The organism is Methylobacterium tarhaniae (genome assembly GCF_001043955.1).
Taxonomy (GTDB): domain Bacteria; phylum Pseudomonadota; class Alphaproteobacteria; order Rhizobiales; family Beijerinckiaceae; genus Methylobacterium; species Methylobacterium tarhaniae.
On sequence record NZ_LABZ01000185.1, the window covers coordinates 1 to 18,286 of the forward strand.

The following is an 18,286-nucleotide window of genomic DNA, read 5'->3' on the forward strand; positions in this document are numbered from 1 at the left end:
GCCGCGGCGAAGAGTGAGAGGAGCGACGGCAGGTCGGATGGGAGGGCGGGCCGGGCGGTCACCCCCGCTCCAGCGGCCGCATCACCGCGTAGAGCGCGCGCTTCGCCTCGAAGCCGATGCCCGGCACGTCCGGCATCGCGACCCGGCTGTCCTCCACCGGCACCGAATCGGCGAAGCCGCCGAAGGGGGCGAAGACGTCCGGGTAGCTCTCGTTGCCGCCGAGGCCGAGGCCCACCGCGATGTTGAGGGCGAACTGGTGGCCCCCGTGGGGCACGCAGCGGCGCGGCGACCAGCCATGGGCGCGCAGCGTCTCGAGGGTGCGGAGGTACTCCACCAGCCCGTAGGACAAGGCGGGGTCGAATTGCAGGATGTCCCGGTCCGGCCTCAAGCCGCCGTGGCGGATCAGGTTGCGGGCGTCCTGGTGCGAGAAGAGGTTCTCGCCCGTGGCGAGGGGGCCGTCATAGGTCGTGGCGAGCGCCGCATGGGCCAGGTAGTCGAGGGGGTCGACCGGCTCCTCGTACCAGCGCAGCCCGTAGGGCGCGACAGCCCGGCCGAAGCGGATCGCTTCCTCGAGCGTGAAGCGGCCGTTGACATCGACGCAGAGACGGGCGCCGTCGCCGCCGAGCACGCTCAGGACCGCCTCGATCCGGGCGATGTCCTCGTCCAGCGGCACCAGCCCGACCTTCATCTTCACGGTGCTGTAGCCGCGGTCGAGGTAGGAGCGCATCTCGTCCTTGAGGGCGTCGAGGCCCTTGCCCGGGTAGTAGTAGCCGCCGGCGGCGTAGACCCAGGCTTTGGCATCGGCCTCTCCGCCGCGGTACCTTTCGGCCAGGAGCCGCCAGAGCGGCACGCCCTTCGCCTTGGCGAGCGCGTCCCACAGGGCCATGTCGAGGACCCCGACCGCCACCGAGCGCTCGCCGTGGCCGCCGGGCTTCTCGTTCCTCATCATGGCGGCCCAGGCCCGGTGCGGGTCGATCAGGCCGTCCTCGCCCTGGAGGTCCTCGGGTGCCGCGGCCAGCAGGCGCGGGATGAACCGCTCGCGCAGCAATCCTTGCGGCGCGTAGCGGCCGTTGGAGTTGAAGCCGAAGCCAACGACCGGGCGGCCGTCGACCACGGCGTCGGTCACCACCGCGACCACGCTCGCCGTCATGGTCGAGAAGTCGATCCAGGCGTTGGCGATGTCCGACTTGATCGGCGCGACGACGTCGCGGATGGCGGTGATGCGCATGGCAAATCCCTCGCGGGCCAAACGGGGCGTCTCGTAGGGGCGTGCGCCCGCGTTGGCAAATGCGCGGCGCGCGGGGCGTCAGCGCGCCGTGCCGTTCTTCTGCGAGCCCGGGCCGGTGCCGGGTGCGCCGCTGCCGGTCGGGCCCTCGCGCTGCACCGTGGGGCCGGGACCCATGTTGCCGCCGCTCGACCCCTGCGAGCCGGTCGAGCCCATGCTGCCCGGATTGTTGCCGCCGATGCCGTTGCCCGGCGGCTGGCTCGACATGCCCGAGCCGGTATTGCCGCTCGATGGCGGGGCGACGCCGGTGCCGTTGTTGATGCCCTGGGCGGCGGCGGTGCCGGCGGCGAGGGCCAGGGCGAGGGCGAGGAGGGGGGTGCGAATCGGCATGAGCGGTGTCCGCGGTGCTGGAGCGAGTCGGACCGGGGCAACGGCAGGACCGGGCCGGCGTTCCCGCCTGCGATGCCGGATCGTTCCGGCCCTCGATCGCCGTGGCGGCAAGAACGCCTGATGGCAGGAGCACCTGGTGGCGAGAAGCGCCCGGCAGCCGGAGCGGGGGCCTGCCCGGTGCGGATGAAGGGGTTGGCATCGCCCCACTTCTGCATGCAGATTGCGCATCCTGTCGTCCCAATGTCACGGGGCGGCGGTTATGGCCACCCGCCAGAAGGTGGCGCGGATCTTGAAGGGGAGTGCGCGGGGTCCGGTCGCGGCCCATCCCGCGCGAAGGAGTTGTGATGCAGGTGTTCCTGATCGCCCTGGGGCTCGTCGCTGTCCTGGTCGCCATCGGCGTGTTCGGCCGCCATCCCGATCACCGCGAGGTGCCGGTTCCCCGGCGACGCGGATGAGGGCGCCTCGAGCGCGGCGCAACGGCCGCGTTCCTGGCGCGTTAGGTCCTGCGGGCGGCCGCGCGGCGGTCCCGAAAAGTCAGGTTCTCCTGCGACAGGAGCCCATCATGCCCGCATTGCGTTCGCTCACCCGCGCGTTCCTCATCGGCGCGCTCGTCTCCGCCGGCAGCCTCGCGCAGGCGCAGGGCCTGCCCGACCAGACCGGGACCGGGGGCGGGCCGCGCTCCACCATCACGGCGCCGAACACGAGCTCGGTCGGCCAGACCCTGCCGCCTTCGGGTTCGGCAGACCGGGGCCTGGAGCGCCGGATCGACGACCGCACCCGCCAGGAGCGCATCGACGACCGGATCGACAGCGGCATCTGCATCGGCTGCAACCGGTAGGGAGAGCTGCGGCTCGCCCGTCAGCCCAGCATCTCCGTCAGCCGCGCCCGGGCGCGGTTGATCCGGCTCTTCACCGTGCCGACCCGGCATGCCATCGCCGTCGCGATGTCCTCGTAGGAGAGATCGTGGACGGCCGAGAGCAGCAGCGCCTCGCGCTGGTCCGGCACCAGGCGGTCGAGGGCCGCCTGGACGTCGCGCAGGTCGAGGCTGCCCTGCTGGGACGGGAGGGAGACGAGGCGCGCGGCGAACAGCCCCTCGGGGTCGCCAACCTCGCGGGCCCGCTTCTGATACTCGGAATAGAAGTTGTTGCGCAGGATCGTGTAGAGCCAGGCCGACAGGTGGGTGCCGGGCGCGAACCGGTCCTGTGCCGCCCAGGCCTTGAGAAGGGTCTCCTGCACCAGGTCGTCGGCGCGGCTGCGGTCGTTGCACAGGGTCAGGGCCCGGCGCCGCAGCCGCGGCACCTCCTCCAGGAGGTCGCGGTGGAACGCCTCCGCCGGCGCGGTGTCGAGCCCGGCCAGGGCCGCGGCGAGGCGGGCGACCAGATCCTGCAGCCGGTCGCAGGGCGCGAGGGAGGCGGCGTCGTAGGCGGCGCGGAGCGTCGCCCCGAGATGGGCCTGGATGCCGGCCGGCAGGAAGGGTGCCTCGCCCTGTTCCTGGTCGTTCATGGTCGACGGCGCCATCGTGCGGTCTCCGGTGACCGACGCTTAAGGCACATCCTGTCGTACCATTACAATGATCCGGCCATACTAGTTCGTCCCGCCGGCCGGTCCTGTGCCGGACAGGCCCCGCACCAGGGGCAGGGCCGCCGCGCAGGTTCCGGCCATGACCCAGAACGCCCCCGCCCCGAGGGCGTCGTAGAGAGGGCCGGCCGCCAGCGTCGCGAGGGTGGTGGCGAGCCCGAGGCCGAGGGTGCCGTAGAGGGTCTGGGCCGTCGCCGCGAGGGCGGGCGGCACGGCCTCGGCGAGGATCCGCATCGCCGCGAGGTGCAGGAGCGCGAAGGTCAGCCCGTGCAGGGCCTGGATGCCGACGAGGGCCGGCAGGGCGACGGTGAGCGCCGCCACCGACCAGCGCACCATGCCGGCCCCGGCCGCCAGCGCCAGGGCGGCGGCGGGACCGATGCGGGCGAGGAGCGGCGGCCCGACGAGGAGGAAGACCAGCACCTCCGCCGCCACCGCCTCGGCCCAGAGCAGGCTCGCCGTCGCCGGGCTCAGGCCCGCCGCGCGCCAGCGGATCACCGCGAAGGCGTCGTGCACCGCATGGCTGCCGATCACCAGGGCGGCGACCGCGACGAGGCGCCGGAACACCGCCGAGCGGAGAAGCGATCCGGCCCCGGCCGTCGCGGGCGCCCCGGCGGCGGCCTCCGCCGGCAGCCGGAGCGTCGCGCCGGCGAGCGCCGCGAAGGCGGCCGCCCCCGCCACCGGCAGGGCCGCGAGGCCGAGGAACGCGGTGACCTGCCCGGCCGCCAGGATGCCGGCGATGAAGGCGGCCGAGCCCGCGCCCCGCACGGTGCCGTAGGCGAAGCGGGCGGTGCTGGCGGTGGCGGTCCTGGTAGTCGTGGCGGCGAGAGCCAGGGCGTCGGCGAGGGGGGCGAGCGGTGCCGTCGCGGCCGCGTGGGCGAGGCCGGCGAGCAGCAATCCGGCAAAGCCGTGGCCGGCGAGGTAGAGGAGGGCGCTTCCCGCCGAGAGCGCGGCGCAGGCCGCGAGCACGCCCCGTCCGGCGCCGAGCCGGTCGGCGAGACGGCCCGCGAGGGGGCCGGCGGCGAGGCGGATGCCGGTGCCGGCGGCGAGCACCAGGCCGACCTCGGTGGGGGAGAGCCCGCGCTGGCTGAGGAGCGCGGGCAGGAACGGCGTGGTGAGGCCGTAGCCGGCGTAGAGCGCGGCGTAGACGAGGAGGAAGCGCGGCAGCGCGCCCGAGCGGACCTGCATCGTGCAAGTCTACCCGGTCTCGCGGGGATGGGCCGCCGCGGCCGGGACCGGAATCAGAGCAGGCCGGCGCCGTGCGGGTGGTCGCGCGGCGGCTCGACCGCGACGATGGCCCCGAGGCCGAGGATGAGGGCGCCCGCGGCGCAGAAGGCGAGGGAGAGAGCGGTGATGATCATGAGGGGAGCTTCGCGATTCCGTGCTTAACGCGAGCTTGCCGAGCAGGGTGAAGAGAGAGAAAACCCCGGCATCCACACCACGCCCACGGGCGGGTGCGGCGAGGCCGCCACGGTCACACGAACGCCACGATCGCGGCAACGGCCGTCATCACGGGAGGAACGCCTGTGGAGTACCGCACACTCGGCCGGTCCGGCCTGAAGGTCTCGCCCCTCTGCCTCGGCACCATGATGTTCGGCGGGCCCACCCCCGACGACGAGGCGGAGCGCATCGTGGCCGATGCCCGCGACCGGGGAACCACCTTCATCGACACCGCGAACGCCTATACCGAGGGGCGCTCGGAGGAGGTTGTGGGCCGGGCCATCGCCCGCGACCGCGACGCCTGGGTGCTCGCCACCAAGGTGGCGAACCCGATGGGCGAGGGCCCGAACGACCGCGGCCTGTCGCGCGCCCATATCGTGCAGGCCTGCGAGGCCAGCCTGCGGCGGCTCGGCACCGACCGGATCGACCTGTACTACCTCCACAAGGAGGACCACGAGACGCCGCTCTCCGAGACCGTGCGGGCGATGGCCGACCTGATCCGGGCCGGCAAGGTGCGCTATTTCGGGGTGTCGAACCACCGCGCCTGGCGGGTGGCCGAGATCTGCCGCCTGTGCGACGAGCACGGCATCGACCGGCCGGCGGCGAGCCAGCCCTACTACAACGCCCTCAACCGGATGCCGGAGGTCGAGCACCTTCCGGCCTGCGCCCATTACGGGCTGGGCGTCGTGCCCTACTCGCCCCTCGCCCGCGGCGTGCTGACGGCCAAGTACCGCCCCGGCGAGGCCCCGCCCGAGGGCACCCGCGCCGGGCGGGGCGACGCCCGGATGATGCAGACCGAGTGGCGGCCCGAGAGCCTGCGCATCGCCGAGCGCCTCAAGGCCCATGCGGAGGCGAAGGGCGCGTCGGCGATCGACTTCGCGGTGGCCTGGGTGCTCAACAACCGCGCCGTCACCGCGGTGATCGCCGGGCCGCGGACCTTCGACCAGTGGCGGTCCTATGCCCGCGCGCTCGACTACCGCTTCACGCCGGAGGACGAGGCCCTGGTCGACGGCCTGGTGCCGGCGGGCCACCCGTCGACGCCGGGCTACACCGACCCGGCCTACCCCCTCGAGGGCCGGACCACCTGGACGGCGGCCCGAGACTGAGCCACGCTCTCTTTCGTCAGGCTAGCGGCGCATCTGGTGTGGATGACGCCGGTCCGACGGCGATTTCCTCTTGGAACGCGCCGCGCACGGCTTAGTTGTTGACGCTATGTGCCCAGGCATGTCCACTGTTCGACCCTGGGAGATGGGTTGCAGACCGGAGGAGACCGATGGCGACCAAGACCACCAAGAAGGCCGAAACGAAGGCCGAGCCCGACGCCGCCCCGAAGACCGCCACGAAGGCGGCCAAGGAGACCAAGGCCGAGGGCAAGGATGAGGGCAAGGGCAAGAAGGTCGCCGCGCCGAAATCCGGCGACAAGCCGAACGCCCTGCAGAAGCCCCTGCAGCCGACGCCCGAGCTCGGCGCCATCGTGGGCGACAGCCCGATCCCGCGTGGCGAGGTGGTGAGCAAGGTGTGGGACTACATCCGCAAGCACTCGCTCCAGAACCCCGAGAACAAGCGCGAGATCCTCGCCGACGACAAGCTGAAGAAGGTCTTCGGCAAGGACAAGGCGACGATGTTCGAGATGAACAAGTACCTCGCCCAGCACCTGAAGTAAGGCGGCCTGCCTCCTCCCGTCCGGATGGCCGCGCGATGCGGCCGTCCGTTCCTCCCCTGCCGGAGCGGAGCGCGGGATCCGGCCGCGGGCGGATGCGCCTTCCGCGCACCGGGTCGGCCCGCCTCCGTCAATCCGCCGCGCGCGCATCCCCGGCGTCTCGACCGGCCGGTGATCCGATGCCCCAGACCGACGATCCGGACGAGACCGGCCGCCGGCGCGCCCTCGCGGCGATCGTGGTCCTGGCGGTCCTGGTGATCGGCGGCGTCTGGCTCGCCAACACCCTGCGCCGGGAATCGGCCCGCGAGGATTGCCTGGCGAGCGGCCGCCGGGACTGCGCGGCGCTGCAGCCCGGGCCCTGACGCATCGGCGCGGCGGCCTTGCAGGTCCGGGAACCCGCCGGCCGACGCTCACCCCACCCGAGACCTCACACCGGGGTCACCGCCGCCGAGATCATCTCGTGGATCTCCGGCAGCATCCGCCGGGTGGCCTGGCGGCCGAGCTCGATGCATTCCTCGGCGCGGTGGAACTCGAACAGGCCCATCTGGGCGAGCTTCGGGTTGATCATCACGTCGGGCGGGTCGCCCGCGAGCCGCGAGCGCGAGATCCGGTCCTGGGTGATGTTGAAGGCATCGACCATCACGCTCGCGATGCCGCTCGGCGCGCCGGCCTCCGGCCGGGGCTTCGGCTTCTGGCGCCGGCCGCCGATCAGCGGCCAGCGCCGCGGCTCCTCCGGCATCGCGGCGGCGGCCTCGGCGGCGGCGTCCATCACCGCGTCGGCCCCTTCGGCGCCGTGCGACTGGATCACCGTGCCGCGCACCCGCATGTCGCCGTTGAGGTTGACGCAGAGCACCACGTCGGCCCCCAGGGCGCGGGCCGCCGTCACCGGCACGGGATTGACCAGCGCGCCATCCATCAGCCAGCGCCCGGCGATCTTCACCGGATCGAAGATGCCCGGCAGCGCGTAGGAGGCCCGCACCGCCTCGACGAGGCCGCCGCGGGTGAGCCAGATCTCGTGCCCGGTGCCGAGCTCGGTCGCCACCGCCGCGAAGGTCAGGGGCAGGTCCTCGATGCGGCAGGCGCCGAGGTCGCGCTCGAGCAGCCGCCGCAGGCGTTCCCCGGCGATGAGCCCCGAGCCGCTGATGTGGAAATCGAGCAGGCCCATCACCCGGCGCTTGGTCAGCGACAGGGCGAAGTCGCGCAACTCCCGGAGCTTGCCGGCGGCGTGGCAGGCGCCGACCGCCGCCCCGATCGAGCAGCCCGCCACCACGTCGATGGGGATGCCGGCCTCCTGCAGCACCTCGATCGCGCCGATATGCGACCAGCCGCGGGCCGCGCCCCCGCCGAGCGCCAGGCCGACCTTGGCTCGCCGCGGCGGCGCGGGCTCGGGCATGCCAGCGGCACCCAGCACGCCGTCCGCTGAGCGCCGTACCGGCGCGCCGGAGAAGAGTGCGATGCCGTCCCACATCATGGCGCCTGACCTCTGCCGGGCCTGTCCCGGATCCCAGTGTGGCCTGGATCCATCAAGCGTTCGTCAACGGCAGAGGTTGCATCACGATCGGCGGCGTCTGTCGCAACGTCATGCCGCGGGTGCCCGCGGCAGCGGCAAGGGGGCGGCCTCCTTCAGCGTGTCGAGCACCACCGAGGAATGGACATGCGCCACGCTCTCGTGCGGCAGGAGCACGTCGTTGACCAGGCCGGAGAGCGCCTTCAGGTCGGGCACGATCACCTTGAGCAGGTAGTCGCTGTCCCCCGTCAGCACGTGGGCCTCCAGCACGCAATCGAGGCCGCGGACCAGCTCGGCGAAGCGGCGGGCATTGTCGCGGTTGTGCGTGGCGAGCGCCACCTTGGTGAACACCGTGACGGTGAGGCCGAGCGGCCCGGGCGTCAGGTCCGCCCGGTAGCCGCGGATCACGCCGCGCTCCTCCAGCCGCAGGCGCCGCCGCGAGCATTGGCTCGCCGAGAGGTGCACCCGCTCGGCGAGTTCCTGGTTGCCGAGCCGGCCATCCTCCTGCAACGCCGCGAGGATTTTCAGGTCGAACCCGTCGAGGGTGAGAGCATCGGTCATGGCGAGGCGGTTCCATGCACGATCCGTGCGCGAAGCCCGGGCCGGCGCCCGGATTTCGCACGCAACGCGCGGGCCGTCCATGCTGTGATGCGGGTCGAAAGACATTCAGGAGGACGTGGACGATGGGCCCCTATCCGCACGACGCCCCGGCGGCGCAGGTCACCGCCGCCAACCCGATGGGCACGGACGGGTTCGAGTTCGTGGAATACGCCCATCCCGAGCCGCAGGCCCTGCACGACCTGTTTCGCGCCATGGGCTTCTCGGCGGTGGCGCGCCATCGCACCAAGGCGATCACCGTCTACCGCCAGGGCGACGTGAACTACCTCGTCAACGAGGAGCCCGGCAGCCACGGCCACCGTTTCGTCGCCGCCCACGGCCCCTGCGCCCCCGCGATGGCGTTCCGGGTGGTCGACGCGAAGGCCGCCTACGACCGGGCGATCACGCTCGGCGCGGAGCCGGCCGACCCGGCGGACGGCGAAAAAACCCTCGACGTGCCGGCGATCAAGGGCATCGGCGGCTCGCTGCTCTACTTCGTCGAGACCTACGGGGTGAAGGGCTCGCCCTACGAGGCCGAGTTCGAGTGGCTGGGCGAGCGTGACCCGAGGCCGGAGGGTCTCGGCCTCTACTACCTCGATCACCTGACCCACAACGTGCATCGCGGCCGGATGGGCGTCTGGGCCGGGTTCTACGAAAGAATCTTCAACTTCCGCCAGATCCGCTACTTCGACATCGCGGGCAAGCAGACCGGCCTGTTCTCGAAGGCGCTGACCTCGCCGGACGGCAAGATCCGTATCCCGATCAACGAATCGGCCGACGCGAAGAGCCAGATCGAGGAATACCTGCACGCCTATAACGGCGAGGGCATCCAGCACATCGCCTGCGGCTGCCGCGACATCTACGCGACGATCGAGGCGCTGCGGGCCGGCGGCGTCGCCTTCATGCCCGCGCCCCCGTCCGTCTATTACCGCCGCGTCGACCGGCGCCTGCCCGGCCACGGCGAGCCGCTGGAGCGGATGGAGAAGAACGGCATCCTGATCGACGGCGAGGGCGTGGTCGAGGGCGGGATGACCAAGATCCTGCTCCAGCTGTTCTCGGCCAACGCGATCGGGCCGATCTTCTTCGAGTTCATCCAGCGGAAGGGCGACGACGGCTTCGGCGAGGGCAACTTCAAGGCCCTGTTCGAATCGATCGAGGAGGACCAGATCCGCCGCGGCGTCCTCGCGGCCGACGGCAGCCGTGACGCGGCGGCCTGAGGGATCGTTTGATCGGATCCCACAGAGTTGACACCCTCGGCGTCATTCCGGGGCCGCGAAGCGGAGCCCGGACTGACATGGAGGGTGTCAGTACTGCCCGAAAAGTCAGACAGGCTCCGAGGGTCTTTCAGTCCGGAAGAGGCGGTCCGATCCGGGCCGCCTCGCGCGTTCGAGGCGGTACGCTCCGAGACTATCCTCAAGTAGAGTGCAGCCTCCCTCTCCCGTCCGGGCGCGGGAGGCTGCAGCTTGCTTTATTTGTAATAATGTCGAAAAGAGGCTGACGAAAGAGGCGCTCTCCGTGCCGACCCGCCCTGTCCTTTCCCGGCCGCGGCGATCCGGGCGGGAGCGGCCGTTTGGCAGCCGGCCTGATCTTGTCGCGCGCGCGGTTTTCCGCTTATCAGGGCCCCGCGCACCGTTCCCGGTCGCGCTACGTCCATCGCCCGACCGGATCGATATGCTGAAGGCCTTCCTCGCCTACTACCGGCCGTACCGGGCCCTGTTCCTCCTCGATTTCGGCTGCGCCATCCTGTCGGGCCTGCTCGAGCTCGGCTTCCCGATGGCGGTGAAGGCCTTCGTGGACGTGCTGCTGCCGCAGCAGGACTGGAGCCTGATCCTGCTCGCGGCGGCGGGGCTCGCCCTGCTCTACGTCGCCAATTCGGGGCTGATGGTGGTGGTGACCTATTGGGGTCACGTGCTCGGCATCAACATCGAGACCACGATGCGCGCCCGCGCCTTCGACCACCTGCAGACGCTGTCGTTCCGCTTCTTCGACAACCAGAAGACCGGTCACCTCGTCGCCCGGGTGACGAAGGACCTCGAGGAGATCGGCGAGGTCGCCCATCACGGGCCCGAGGACCTGTTCATCGCCGTGATGACGCTTCTCGGCGCCTTCGGGCTGATGCTCGTCGTCCACCCGCCGCTGGCGCTGATGACCGCCGCGATCCTGCCGGTCATCGCCTTCGTCACCGTGCGCTATGGCGGCCGCATGACCCAGAACTGGCAGGCGCAGTACGGTCGGGTCGGCGCCTTCAACGCCCGCATCGAGGAGAATGTCGGCGGCATCCGGGTGGTGAAGGCCTTCGCCAACGAGGCCCATGAGCGGCGCCTCTTCGCCGCCGACAACGAGCGCTACCGGGCCACCAAGCTCGAAGCCTACAAGATCATGGCGGCGAGCCTGTCGCTCAACTATCTCGGCATGCGCCTCGTGCAGATCGTGGTGCTGCTCGGCGGCGCGGCCTACGTGGTGCGGGGCGACCTCAGCCCCGGCGGCTTCGTCGGCTTCCTGCTCCTCGTCGGGGTGTTCTACCGGCCGCTGGAGAAGATCAGCGCGGTGGTCGAGACCTACCCGAAGGGGATCGCGGGCTTCCGCCGCTACATGGCGCTGCTGGCCACCGCCCCCGACATCGTCGACCGGCCGGGCGCGATTCCCGCGCCTCCCTTGCGCGGCGAGATCCGCTTCGAGGGCGTGCGCTTCGGCTACGGCGACGGCCGGCCGGTCCTCGACGGCGTCGACCTCGCGGTGCGGGCGGGCGAGACCGTGGCCTTCGTCGGACCGTCCGGTGCCGGCAAGACCACCCTGTGCTCGCTGGTGCCGCGCTTCTACGACGTCGAGGCCGGGCGGATCACCATCGACGGGCACGACATCCGCGACCTGACCCTGGCCTCCCTGCGCGGCCAGATCGGCATCGTGCAGCAGGACGTCTTCCTGTTCGCCGGCACGATCCGGGAGAACATCGCCTATGGCCGGCTCGATGCCAGCGAGGCCGAGATCCGGGAGGCGGCGCACCGGGCCCGCCTCGACGCCCTGATCGCGATGCTGCCCGACGGCCTCGATACCGTGGTGGGCGAGCGCGGCGTCAAGCTCTCCGGCGGGCAGAAGCAGCGCCTGGCGATCGCCCGGGTGTTCCTCAAGAATCCGCCGATCCTGATCCTCGACGAGGCGACCTCGGCCCTCGACACCGAGACCGAGCGCGAGATCCAGCAGGCGCTCTCCGAGCTGGCGGAAGGCCGCACGACCCTCGTCATCGCCCACCGCCTCGCCACCATCCGGCATGCCGACCGCATCGCCGTGGTGTCGCAGGGGCGCATCCTCGAGCAGGGCTCGCACGAGGCTCTGGTGGCGGCGGACGGCGCCTACCGGCGCCTGCACGCGGCGCAGGGCGGCCTGGCCGGAATCGCGGCGGAGTGACGAGGCCGGTGCCTCAATGCCCCGTGGTGTGGAGCGCCCAGACGTCCTCCTCGACGTCCAGCAGCGTCTCGTGCACCTGGCGCGCGAGGGCGAGGGCAGCCTCGTCGTTCGGCGCCGAGCCGCAGAAGCGGGCGATCACCGCGAGCGACTCGACCGACAGGGCCTGCCGGAAGCGGGCGAAGCCGCCCGGGCACTCCGCCTCGTAGGACAGGGCGAGGTCGCGCAGGACATGCGCGAGGAGATCCGCTGTGCGCGGGGCGGCCGGGGGACGGCCCGTGGCGGCCGTCGATGCGTCATATGATAAGATCATACGCGCGCAAGTAGTGCCTGCAACACGGCGGAAATATATGGACTTACAGCCTAGGCCTTACGGCATAGGGCGAAAGCCCGGGCTTTTTCCGTCGATGTTCCACCTGTCGCAGGCCGAATTCCGGGCCGTTCAGGCCGGATGGCGCGGGTCCCGGCCCGGTGAGAGGCGATACGCTCAAGGCAGATTTCCAGCAACATCGGAAATTCCCGCTGCCGGATTTCTCGCGAATTCGTGGGAAGCAGGCGATGCCATGTTAATGACGGCCGCGCTGTCCGGCGCCGAAGCTGGCCCACGAGACGGTGCGGCTCGCCGTGAGCCTCCCCTGTCGGTTGGAGGAGGCCATGGCCGGAGCGCAACAGGCATGTCCCGCTTCGGTTGCAGCGGCGCGCGAGGAGCGGCGCTGCGTCTTCCTCGTCGGGCTCGGCACCCATGGCGACGTGCTGCCGGTCGTGGCCCTCGGCGCGGCCTTGCAGCGGAGGGGAATCCGGGTCCGTCTCGCCGCCCCGGCGCCGTTCCGGCCGCATGCGGAGCGCGCCGGCCTCGCCTTCCACGCCATCGGCACCGAGGCCGATTTCACCCGGGCCGTGGGCCGGCCGACCCTGTGGCGGCCGATCCGCGGTGCCCGGGCGATGCTCGCGGCGGTCGCGGAGGCGACCGAGCCGATCTACCGCTGGCTCGAGGCCGAGGCCCGCCCCTCCGACCTCGTCGTCGCCTCCACCCTCGCCCTCGGCGCCCGGGTGGCGCAGGAGCGCCTCGGCCTGTCGCTCACCACGCTGCACCTGATGCCGATGCTGGTCGAGAGCCGCTTCGCTCCGCCGCGATTGCCGGGCCTGCCGCTTCCCCGCTTCCTGCCGGCGCGCTGGCGCCACGCCCTCGGCCGCGGCGCCGACCGTTTCGTCCTCGGCCCCGCGGCGCTGCCGCCCCTCAACGCCTTCCGGGCCGGGCTCGGCCTCGCCCCGGTCAAGCGCCTGCGCCACTGGTGGAACAGCCCCGAGCGGGTGCTGCTCGCGGTGCCCGACTGGTACGCGCCGCCCCAGGCCGACTGGCCGGCCCAGATGACCCAGATCGGCTTTCCCCTCGCCGATACCTATGGCGACGCCGCCGCCCTGGCGCCGGACCTCGCCGCCTTCCTGCGCGAGGGGCCGCCGCCCCTGGTCTTCACCTACGGCTCGGCGATGTCCGGTGCGCGAGGCTTCTTCGCCACCGCCGCGAAGGTGTGCCGGCTGTCGGGCCGGCGCGGCATCCTGCTCGCCGGCCGGGCCGACGAGATCCCGGCCGACCTGCCGCCCGGGGTGATCCACGCCCCTTACGCGCCGCTGAGCCGGCTGCTGCCGGCCTGCGCGGCGCTGATCCACCATGGCGGGGTCGGCACGGTGGCGCAGGCCTTCGCGGCGGGCTGCCCGCAGCTGATCGTGCCGGTGGCCTTCGACCATGCCGACGAGGCGCAGAGGGTGGTGCGGCTCGGGGTCGGCGCCTCCCTCGGGCGCTGGCGCTTCACCGCGCGGCGGGCCCGGCGGGTCGTCGAGGGCCTGGTCGGCTCGGACGCCGTGGCGCAGGCCTGCCGCGAGGTGCGGGGGCGGATGCGGGCCGAGCGCGGCGTCGCGGCGGCCTGCGAGGCCATCGCCCGCGGATGAGCCGCCGGGCCTTTCCCGGCCCGGCGATATGGCGCCGCGGGCGCTGAATCGGTCACGCGGCCCGGGAGCCCCCGGCGGCGGCCTCCAGCGCCGTGGCCCGCGCGTCGAAGGCGTGGATCCAGCCGAAATCCTCGGGGAAGCGGGCCATCCGGGCGTCGCGCCGCGCCAGCGCCTCGGGGCCGGCCGTGTCGGGCAGGTGCAGGAGGCGGTTCGTCGCCCAGGCGCTGCGCTGGATCGTGCGGGTGCGCCGCTGCCGCAGGCCCTGGTAGCGCCGCATCATCCGGTCGAGGTCGCATGCGCCGCCCGCGGCGGGCAGTTCGGCCAGGAGTTCCGCCAAGGTCACGGCGTCCTCGATCGTGGTGTTGGCGCCCTGGCCGTGATGGGGCAGCATCGCGTGGGCGCTGTCGCCCATCAGCACCGCCCGGCCGCGGTGCCAGCGCCGCAGCGGATCGGTGACGAACAGGCCCCAGCGCTGGCTCTGGGGCAGGGCGTCCAGCATCTCGATCACCGCCGGATGCCAGCCGGCGAAGCCCGCACGGTGCTCAGCCCTCGCGATGCCGGCGAGCCAGCGGTCGGAGGTCCAGGTCTCCGGCCCCTCGACGACGGCGAAGAAGTTGACGGAATCGGCCTCGCCCCCGATGGCGTAGTGCAGCAGGTGGGCCTCCGGCCCCATCCAGAACTGGATGGCTTGCGGGTCGGGGAGCGACGGCAGCAGGCCCATCGGCACCACGCCCCGGAAGGCGCTGGTGCCGGAATAGCGCACCTTGTCCCCGCCGGTGATCCAGCGCCGCACCACGGAGCGCACGCCGTCGCCGCCGATGACGAGGTCGGCCTCGACCTCGGCGCCGTTCTCGAAGGTGAGCGCCATCGCGTCGCCGCGCTGGTCGAGGGCGGCGAGGCGGTGGCCGAGATGCAGGCCCTCGCCGGCGAGCGCCCCACCTAGGACCTTCTGCAGGTCGGCCCGGTGCACGCCGTAATAGGGCGCTGCGAACCGCTCCCGGTAGGCGCCGCCGTCGCGGACCGGGAAGGCGGCGACCCGGGCGCCGCTGCGGCCATCGCGAAAGATCAGTTCGGTCGGCTCGGTCGAGACGGCGGCGAGCGCGGCCCCGAGGCCGAGCCGTTCGAGCTCGCGGGTCGCATTGGCCGAGAGCGCCACGGCGGCGCCGATCTCGGCGAGTTCCGCCGCCTGCTCGTAGATGACGGCCCGAAGGCCGTGGCGGCGCAGGGCGAGGGCGAGGGTCAGCCCGCCGATGCCGCCGCCGATCACGGCGATGCGCGGGGCTCTGCGGGCGGCGGACGGGGTCGGCGGCATGGCGGATGTCCCTGGACGGCTCGTGGGATCGACGAACCCCGCGCGAGGCGATGGACCCGCGCGGGGAGGGGGCGCGTCAGGTGCTCTGCAGCACCGGGGCGAGGCGGGCCGCCGGTGTGCCGAGCCGGCCCTTGAGCAGGATGCTGCCCGCCGCGATCAGCGCCGGCACCGCCACGATGCCGAAGGTCGCCGGCAGGCCGAAGCCCAGGCCGATCAGCGAGGCGCCGATCATCGAGCCGACCACCGAGCCGACCCGGCCGACCGCGTTGGCCCAGGCGACGCCGGTCGCGCGGTTGGCGGTCGGGTAGTAGCTCGCCGAGAGGGCGTTGATGCCGATCTGCGAGCCGGCGACGCAGAAGCCCGCGCCGAACACCGCCACCACCAGGAGGGCGACCGAGCCGGTGGAACTGCCGATCAGCGCCACGAAGCCGGCCGCCGCGAGGTAGGACAGGCCCAGCACCACGTGCGGGTTCGCCCGGTCCATCAGCGCGCCCAGCACCAGCCCGCCGACGGTGCCGCCGGTGGCGAGCATCACGGTGACGAGGGAGGCTTCCTTGAGGGTGAGGCCGGCGCTGCTGATGATGGTGGGAAGCCAGCTCGACAGCAGGTAGAAGATCAAGAGGCTCATGAAGAAGGTGAGCCACAGGCAGAGCGTGCCGGCGACGAGGCCCGGCTGGAAGAGCTGGCCGATCGGCGAACCCTTCGGCTTGGCGATGCCGGTGAAGACCGCGCCGGAGAAATCCTCGTTCGGGGCGATGCGGCGCAGGAGCGTTGCGACACTCTCGGCCGGGGCCTGCTTGAGCACGAGGAAGCGGGCCGATTCCGGCAGGCCGAGGATCAGCACCGGCACCAGGGCGAGGGGCAACACGCCGCCGATCACCAGCACCGACGGCCAGCCGAAATCGGCGATCAGGTGCGCCGCCGCGAAGCCGCCCAGCGCCGAGCCGACGGTGAAGCCGCAGAACATCGCCATGGTGAGGAACGAGCGGCGGTGCTCGGGGCAGTATTCCGAGGTCAGCGTGATGGCGTTCGGCATCGCGCCGCCGAGGCCGAGGCCCGTGACGAAGCGGAGCACCGTCAGCATCTCGATCGAGGTCGACCAGGCCGAGGCGAGGCTGGCCAGCCCGAAGAAGGCGGTGGTGGCGATCAGCGTGCCTTTGCGGCCGACCCGGTCGGCGAGCGGTCCGAACAGGAAGGCGCCGATCATCAGGCCGAACAGGCCGGCCCCGAACAGGGGCGCCAGCTGCGCCTGGGTCACGCCCCACTGGCTCCGCAGCGCCGGGGCGATGTAGCCGATGGCGGCGGTGTCGAACCCGTCGATGGCGACGACGAGGAAGCACAGGAGCACGATCCGCATCTGGAAGCGGGAGACGCCGTGGCGATTGATGACGTCCTGGACGTCGATGCTGCGTGGATGGGGCATGGCGTTGGTTCCTCCTGGATGGTTTTTGGGATTTTTTAGGTTTGCGCCGGGTGGCGAACGGTTTGCCTGAAGTATTCGTCCAGACTCGTTCCCTCTGCGTCATCCCGGGGCCGCGCAGCGGAACCCGGGATCCATCACCGCTGACGATGCAGGATGAGGCGATGCGCGTTCCGACTCGTTCCGAACTGTCGGCGGTGATGGATCCCGGGCTCTCGTCTTCGACGAGCCCCGGGATGACGCGGAGGGTTTCACAGGCCGGGGGATTGGGCCGTCTCTCACCCGATGGCCGACGGGTGCCGCGCGAGCGGGGTCACGCGCATCGTCATGAACGGGAAGAGCGGGAGGCCGGACAGGATGTCGTGCAGCTCGTCGTGGCTCTCGACGTCGAAGACGCTGATATTGGCGTAGCGACCGGCGACCCGCCACAGGTGGAGCCACTTGCCCTGGCGCTGGAGATCCTGGGCACGGGCCTTCTCGTCGGCCTTCAGCCTGGCGACATGATCGGGATCGAGGCCGTGCGGGATCGCGACGTCCATCTCGACGCAGTACAGCATGGGATCAGCTCCGGGCGTAGTGGCGCAGCTTGTCGGGATCGAGGGTCACGCCGAGGCCGGGGCCCTCGGGCAGGTGCACCGCGAAGTCGTGGAAGGCGAGCGGCTCGGTGACGAGGTCGCCGGTGAGGATCTGCGGCCCGAAATGCTCGCAGCCCCAGGCCAGGTCGCGCAGCCCCGCGAAGGCGTGCAGATGGGCTGCGGCGCCGATCGAGCTTTCGAGCAGGCAGCCGCCATAGAGCCCGATGCCGGCGGCCTCCGCCACCGCCGCGACCTTGCGCAAGGAAACGAGGCCGCCATGCTTGACGAGCTTGAGCGAGACCGCATCCGCGGCGGCAGCCTCGGCCACCGCCAGCATGTCGTGGGAGGTGAAGACGCATTCGTCGGCCAGCAGCGGCGGCACGCCGCCTTGCGCGCGCAGGCGCCCCATCCCGGCGACGTTCCAGGCCGGCAGCGGCTGCTCGACGAGGGCGATGCCGAGATCGGCGAGACGCGGCAGGCAGCGGCGGGCGGTCGTCTCGTCCCAGGCCTGGTTGGCATCGACGATGAGGGTGGCGCGGTCGACGAGGGCCTTCGACAGCCGGGTCAGCCGGGCGAGGTCGGCCTCGGGTGATTGCGCCCCGATCTTGATCTTGAAGGTGCGGTGCAGCCGCGCTGCGATCTTGGCTTCGGCCTCCGCGATCTCCTGGTCGGGATCGCCGGAGGCGAGCGTCCACAGGACCGGGAAGCTGGTGCGCACGGCCCCCCCGAGCAGGGCGGCCACCGGCAGGCTCAAGCTCTGGCCGACCGCGTCGAACAGGGCGGTCTCCAGCGCCGCCTTGGCGGCGTTGTTGCGCTTGGCGGCGGCGTCCAGGCGCTCGCCGGCGGTGACGAAGCGGTCGGCGGCCTGCCCGAGCAGGGCGGGGGCGAGATAGGTGTCGATGGTGGCCTTGATGCCCTCGACGCTCTCCTCGCTCCAGCGCGGCCCGCCGAGCGTCGCCGCCTCGCCGATGCCCTCGACGCCGTTGGCGAGGCGAAGCTGGACGATGACGTAGCTCTGGGCGGTGACCGAGGTCTGGGAGAGCTTGTGCTTCCGCACGGTCGGCACGTCGACGATCGTGGTGCGGATCTCGGCGATCGTCAGGTCTCGAGTGGGGGTATGGCACACGGCGTCGTGCAGCCGGGTTTTCGCGAGCATGGGGTGTCTCGGGATGTGTTGAGGTGAGGTCGGTGCGGCGCAGTCCCAACCCTCCCCCCTCTGCGGGGGAGGGTGGCCCC

Annotated in this window: 18 protein-coding genes; 7 read left to right on the plus strand and 11 right to left on the minus strand. The window is 72.0% G+C overall.

Translation table 11 applies throughout. The annotated features are described in order from the left end of the window. Positions 1–58: 58 nt before the first annotated feature. Together VQ03_RS23585 and VQ03_RS23590 are read right to left on the minus strand one after the other, a co-directional pair. Entirely contained in the window at positions 59–1,228 is a 1,170-nt protein-coding gene (locus tag VQ03_RS23585) for a mandelate racemase/muconate lactonizing enzyme family protein (protein ID WP_048453346.1), read from the minus strand. 78 nt (positions 1,229–1,306) lie between these two features. Further along, the gene (locus tag VQ03_RS23590) at positions 1,307–1,615 is read right to left on the minus strand and encodes a hypothetical protein (RefSeq protein WP_048453347.1); all 309 of its coding nucleotides are present in this window, start codon (positions 1,613–1,615) and stop codon (positions 1,307–1,309) included. Positions 1,616–2,177: 562 nt separating this feature from the next. On the opposite strand from VQ03_RS23590, the gene VQ03_RS23595 reads away from it, so the two are divergent. Continuing rightward, the gene (locus tag VQ03_RS23595; RefSeq protein WP_208605539.1) at positions 2,178–2,453 is read left to right on the plus strand and encodes a hypothetical protein; all 276 of its coding nucleotides are present in this window, start codon (positions 2,178–2,180) and stop codon (positions 2,451–2,453) included. A 20-nt stretch (positions 2,454–2,473) separates the two neighbouring features. On the opposite strand, the gene VQ03_RS23600 is transcribed toward VQ03_RS23595, so the two are convergent. Continuing rightward, a complete protein-coding gene (locus VQ03_RS23600) occupies positions 2,474–3,133 on the minus strand; it encodes a sigma-70 family RNA polymerase sigma factor (RefSeq protein ID WP_048453349.1) in 660 nt (219 codons plus the stop codon). 66 nt (positions 3,134–3,199) lie between these two features. Further along, on the minus strand, positions 3,200–4,378 hold the full coding sequence (locus VQ03_RS23605) for an MFS transporter (RefSeq protein WP_048453350.1): 1,179 nt from the start codon (positions 4,376–4,378) through the stop codon (positions 3,200–3,202). A 338-nt stretch (positions 4,379–4,716) separates the two neighbouring features. On the opposite strand from VQ03_RS23605, the gene VQ03_RS23610 reads away from it, so the two are divergent. The 3 genes from VQ03_RS23610 (at position 4,717) to VQ03_RS23620 (ending at position 6,652) form a co-directional block, all read left to right on the plus strand. Next, positions 4,717–5,736 (plus strand): aldo/keto reductase, encoded by a 1,020-nt coding sequence (locus VQ03_RS23610; RefSeq protein ID WP_048453351.1) that lies wholly within the window; start codon positions 4,717–4,719, stop codon positions 5,734–5,736. Between the two features lie 167 nt (positions 5,737–5,903). Further along, positions 5,904–6,293: an SWIB/MDM2 domain-containing protein gene (locus VQ03_RS23615; RefSeq protein ID WP_048453352.1), complete on the plus strand. Its 390-nt coding sequence runs from the start codon at positions 5,904–5,906 to the stop codon at positions 6,291–6,293. 176 nt (positions 6,294–6,469) lie between these two features. Further along, on the plus strand, positions 6,470–6,652 hold the full coding sequence (locus VQ03_RS23620) for a hypothetical protein (RefSeq protein ID WP_048453353.1): 183 nt from the start codon (positions 6,470–6,472) through the stop codon (positions 6,650–6,652). Positions 6,653–6,717: 65 nt separating this feature from the next. On the opposite strand, the gene VQ03_RS23625 is transcribed toward VQ03_RS23620, so the two are convergent. Next, on the minus strand, positions 6,718–7,761 hold the full coding sequence (locus VQ03_RS23625) for a patatin-like phospholipase family protein (protein ID WP_048453354.1): 1,044 nt from the start codon (positions 7,759–7,761) through the stop codon (positions 6,718–6,720). 108 nt (positions 7,762–7,869) lie between these two features. Beyond that, positions 7,870–8,358: an Lrp/AsnC family transcriptional regulator gene (locus VQ03_RS23630; protein WP_048453355.1), complete on the minus strand. Its 489-nt coding sequence runs from the start codon at positions 8,356–8,358 to the stop codon at positions 7,870–7,872. A 122-nt stretch (positions 8,359–8,480) separates the two neighbouring features. Here VQ03_RS23630 and hppD point away from each other — a divergent pair, with 122 nt between their 5' ends. Continuing rightward, entirely contained in the window at positions 8,481–9,611 is a 1,131-nt protein-coding gene (gene hppD / locus VQ03_RS23635) for a 4-hydroxyphenylpyruvate dioxygenase (protein WP_048453356.1), read from the plus strand. 454 nt (positions 9,612–10,065) lie between these two features. Beyond that, positions 10,066–11,799: an ABC transporter ATP-binding protein gene (locus VQ03_RS23640; RefSeq protein ID WP_048453357.1), complete on the plus strand. Its 1,734-nt coding sequence runs from the start codon at positions 10,066–10,068 to the stop codon at positions 11,797–11,799. A gap of 13 nt (positions 11,800–11,812) precedes the next feature. On the opposite strand, the gene VQ03_RS23645 is transcribed toward VQ03_RS23640, so the two are convergent. After that, positions 11,813–12,109 carry a hypothetical protein gene (locus VQ03_RS23645; RefSeq protein WP_048453358.1) on the minus strand — a complete coding sequence of 99 codons (297 nt, stop codon included), beginning with the start codon at positions 12,107–12,109 and terminating at the stop codon, positions 11,813–11,815. 341 nt (positions 12,110–12,450) lie between these two features. Here VQ03_RS23645 and VQ03_RS23650 point away from each other — a divergent pair, with 341 nt between their 5' ends. Then, positions 12,451–13,743, plus strand: a complete 1,293-nt coding sequence (locus tag VQ03_RS23650; protein ID WP_083468187.1) for a glycosyltransferase — start codon at positions 12,451–12,453, stop codon at positions 13,741–13,743. Positions 13,744–13,795: 52 nt separating this feature from the next. Here VQ03_RS23650 and VQ03_RS23655 read toward each other — a convergent pair whose 3' ends face one another. The 4 genes from VQ03_RS23655 to VQ03_RS23670 form a co-directional block, all read right to left on the minus strand. After that, entirely contained in the window at positions 13,796–15,055 is a 1,260-nt protein-coding gene (locus VQ03_RS23655) for an FAD-dependent monooxygenase (protein WP_048453359.1), read from the minus strand. Positions 15,056–15,131: 76 nt separating this feature from the next. Beyond that, the gene (locus VQ03_RS23660) at positions 15,132–16,478 is read right to left on the minus strand and encodes an MFS transporter (RefSeq protein WP_048453360.1); all 1,347 of its coding nucleotides are present in this window, start codon (positions 16,476–16,478) and stop codon (positions 15,132–15,134) included. A 275-nt stretch (positions 16,479–16,753) separates the two neighbouring features. Then, positions 16,754–17,032 (minus strand): muconolactone Delta-isomerase, encoded by a 279-nt coding sequence (gene catC, locus VQ03_RS23665; RefSeq protein WP_048453361.1) that lies wholly within the window; start codon positions 17,030–17,032, stop codon positions 16,754–16,756. Between the two features lie 4 nt (positions 17,033–17,036). Continuing rightward, entirely contained in the window at positions 17,037–18,206 is a 1,170-nt protein-coding gene (locus VQ03_RS23670) for a muconate/chloromuconate family cycloisomerase (protein WP_048453362.1), read from the minus strand. Positions 18,207–18,286 lie beyond the last annotated feature (80 nt).

Excerpts from the sequence above, each read along its gene's own strand:
- VQ03_RS23585 (WP_048453346.1), bottom strand. The coding sequence starts at position 1,228 with ATGCGCATCACCGCCATCCGCGACGTCGTCGCGCCGATCAAGTCGGAC.
- VQ03_RS23590 (WP_048453347.1), bottom strand. The coding sequence starts at position 1,615 with ATGCCGATTCGCACCCCCCTCCTCGCCCTCGCCCTGGCCCTCGCCGCC.
- VQ03_RS23595 (WP_208605539.1), top strand. The coding sequence starts at position 2,178 with ATGCCCGCATTGCGTTCGCTCACCCGCGCGTTCCTCATCGGCGCGCTC.
- VQ03_RS23600 (WP_048453349.1), bottom strand. The coding sequence starts at position 3,133 with ATGGCGCCGTCGACCATGAACGACCAGGAACAGGGCGAGGCACCCTTC.
- VQ03_RS23605 (WP_048453350.1), bottom strand. The coding sequence starts at position 4,378 with ATGCAGGTCCGCTCGGGCGCGCTGCCGCGCTTCCTCCTCGTCTACGCC.
- VQ03_RS23615 (WP_048453352.1), top strand. The coding sequence starts at position 5,904 with ATGGCGACCAAGACCACCAAGAAGGCCGAAACGAAGGCCGAGCCCGAC.
- VQ03_RS23620 (WP_048453353.1), top strand. The coding sequence starts at position 6,470 with ATGCCCCAGACCGACGATCCGGACGAGACCGGCCGCCGGCGCGCCCTC.
- VQ03_RS23625 (WP_048453354.1), bottom strand. The coding sequence starts at position 7,761 with ATGATGTGGGACGGCATCGCACTCTTCTCCGGCGCGCCGGTACGGCGC.
- VQ03_RS23630 (WP_048453355.1), bottom strand. The coding sequence starts at position 8,358 with ATGACCGATGCTCTCACCCTCGACGGGTTCGACCTGAAAATCCTCGCG.
- hppD (WP_048453356.1), top strand. The coding sequence starts at position 8,481 with ATGGGCCCCTATCCGCACGACGCCCCGGCGGCGCAGGTCACCGCCGCC.
- VQ03_RS23640 (WP_048453357.1), top strand. The coding sequence starts at position 10,066 with ATGCTGAAGGCCTTCCTCGCCTACTACCGGCCGTACCGGGCCCTGTTC.
- VQ03_RS23645 (WP_048453358.1), bottom strand. The coding sequence starts at position 12,109 with ATGATCTTATCATATGACGCATCGACGGCCGCCACGGGCCGTCCCCCG.
- VQ03_RS23650 (WP_083468187.1), top strand. The coding sequence starts at position 12,451 with ATGGCCGGAGCGCAACAGGCATGTCCCGCTTCGGTTGCAGCGGCGCGC.
- VQ03_RS23655 (WP_048453359.1), bottom strand. The coding sequence starts at position 15,055 with ATGCCGCCGACCCCGTCCGCCGCCCGCAGAGCCCCGCGCATCGCCGTG.
- VQ03_RS23660 (WP_048453360.1), bottom strand. The coding sequence starts at position 16,478 with ATGCCCCATCCACGCAGCATCGACGTCCAGGACGTCATCAATCGCCAC.
- catC (WP_048453361.1), bottom strand. The coding sequence starts at position 17,032 with ATGCTGTACTGCGTCGAGATGGACGTCGCGATCCCGCACGGCCTCGAT.
- VQ03_RS23670 (WP_048453362.1), bottom strand. The coding sequence starts at position 18,206 with ATGCTCGCGAAAACCCGGCTGCACGACGCCGTGTGCCATACCCCCACT.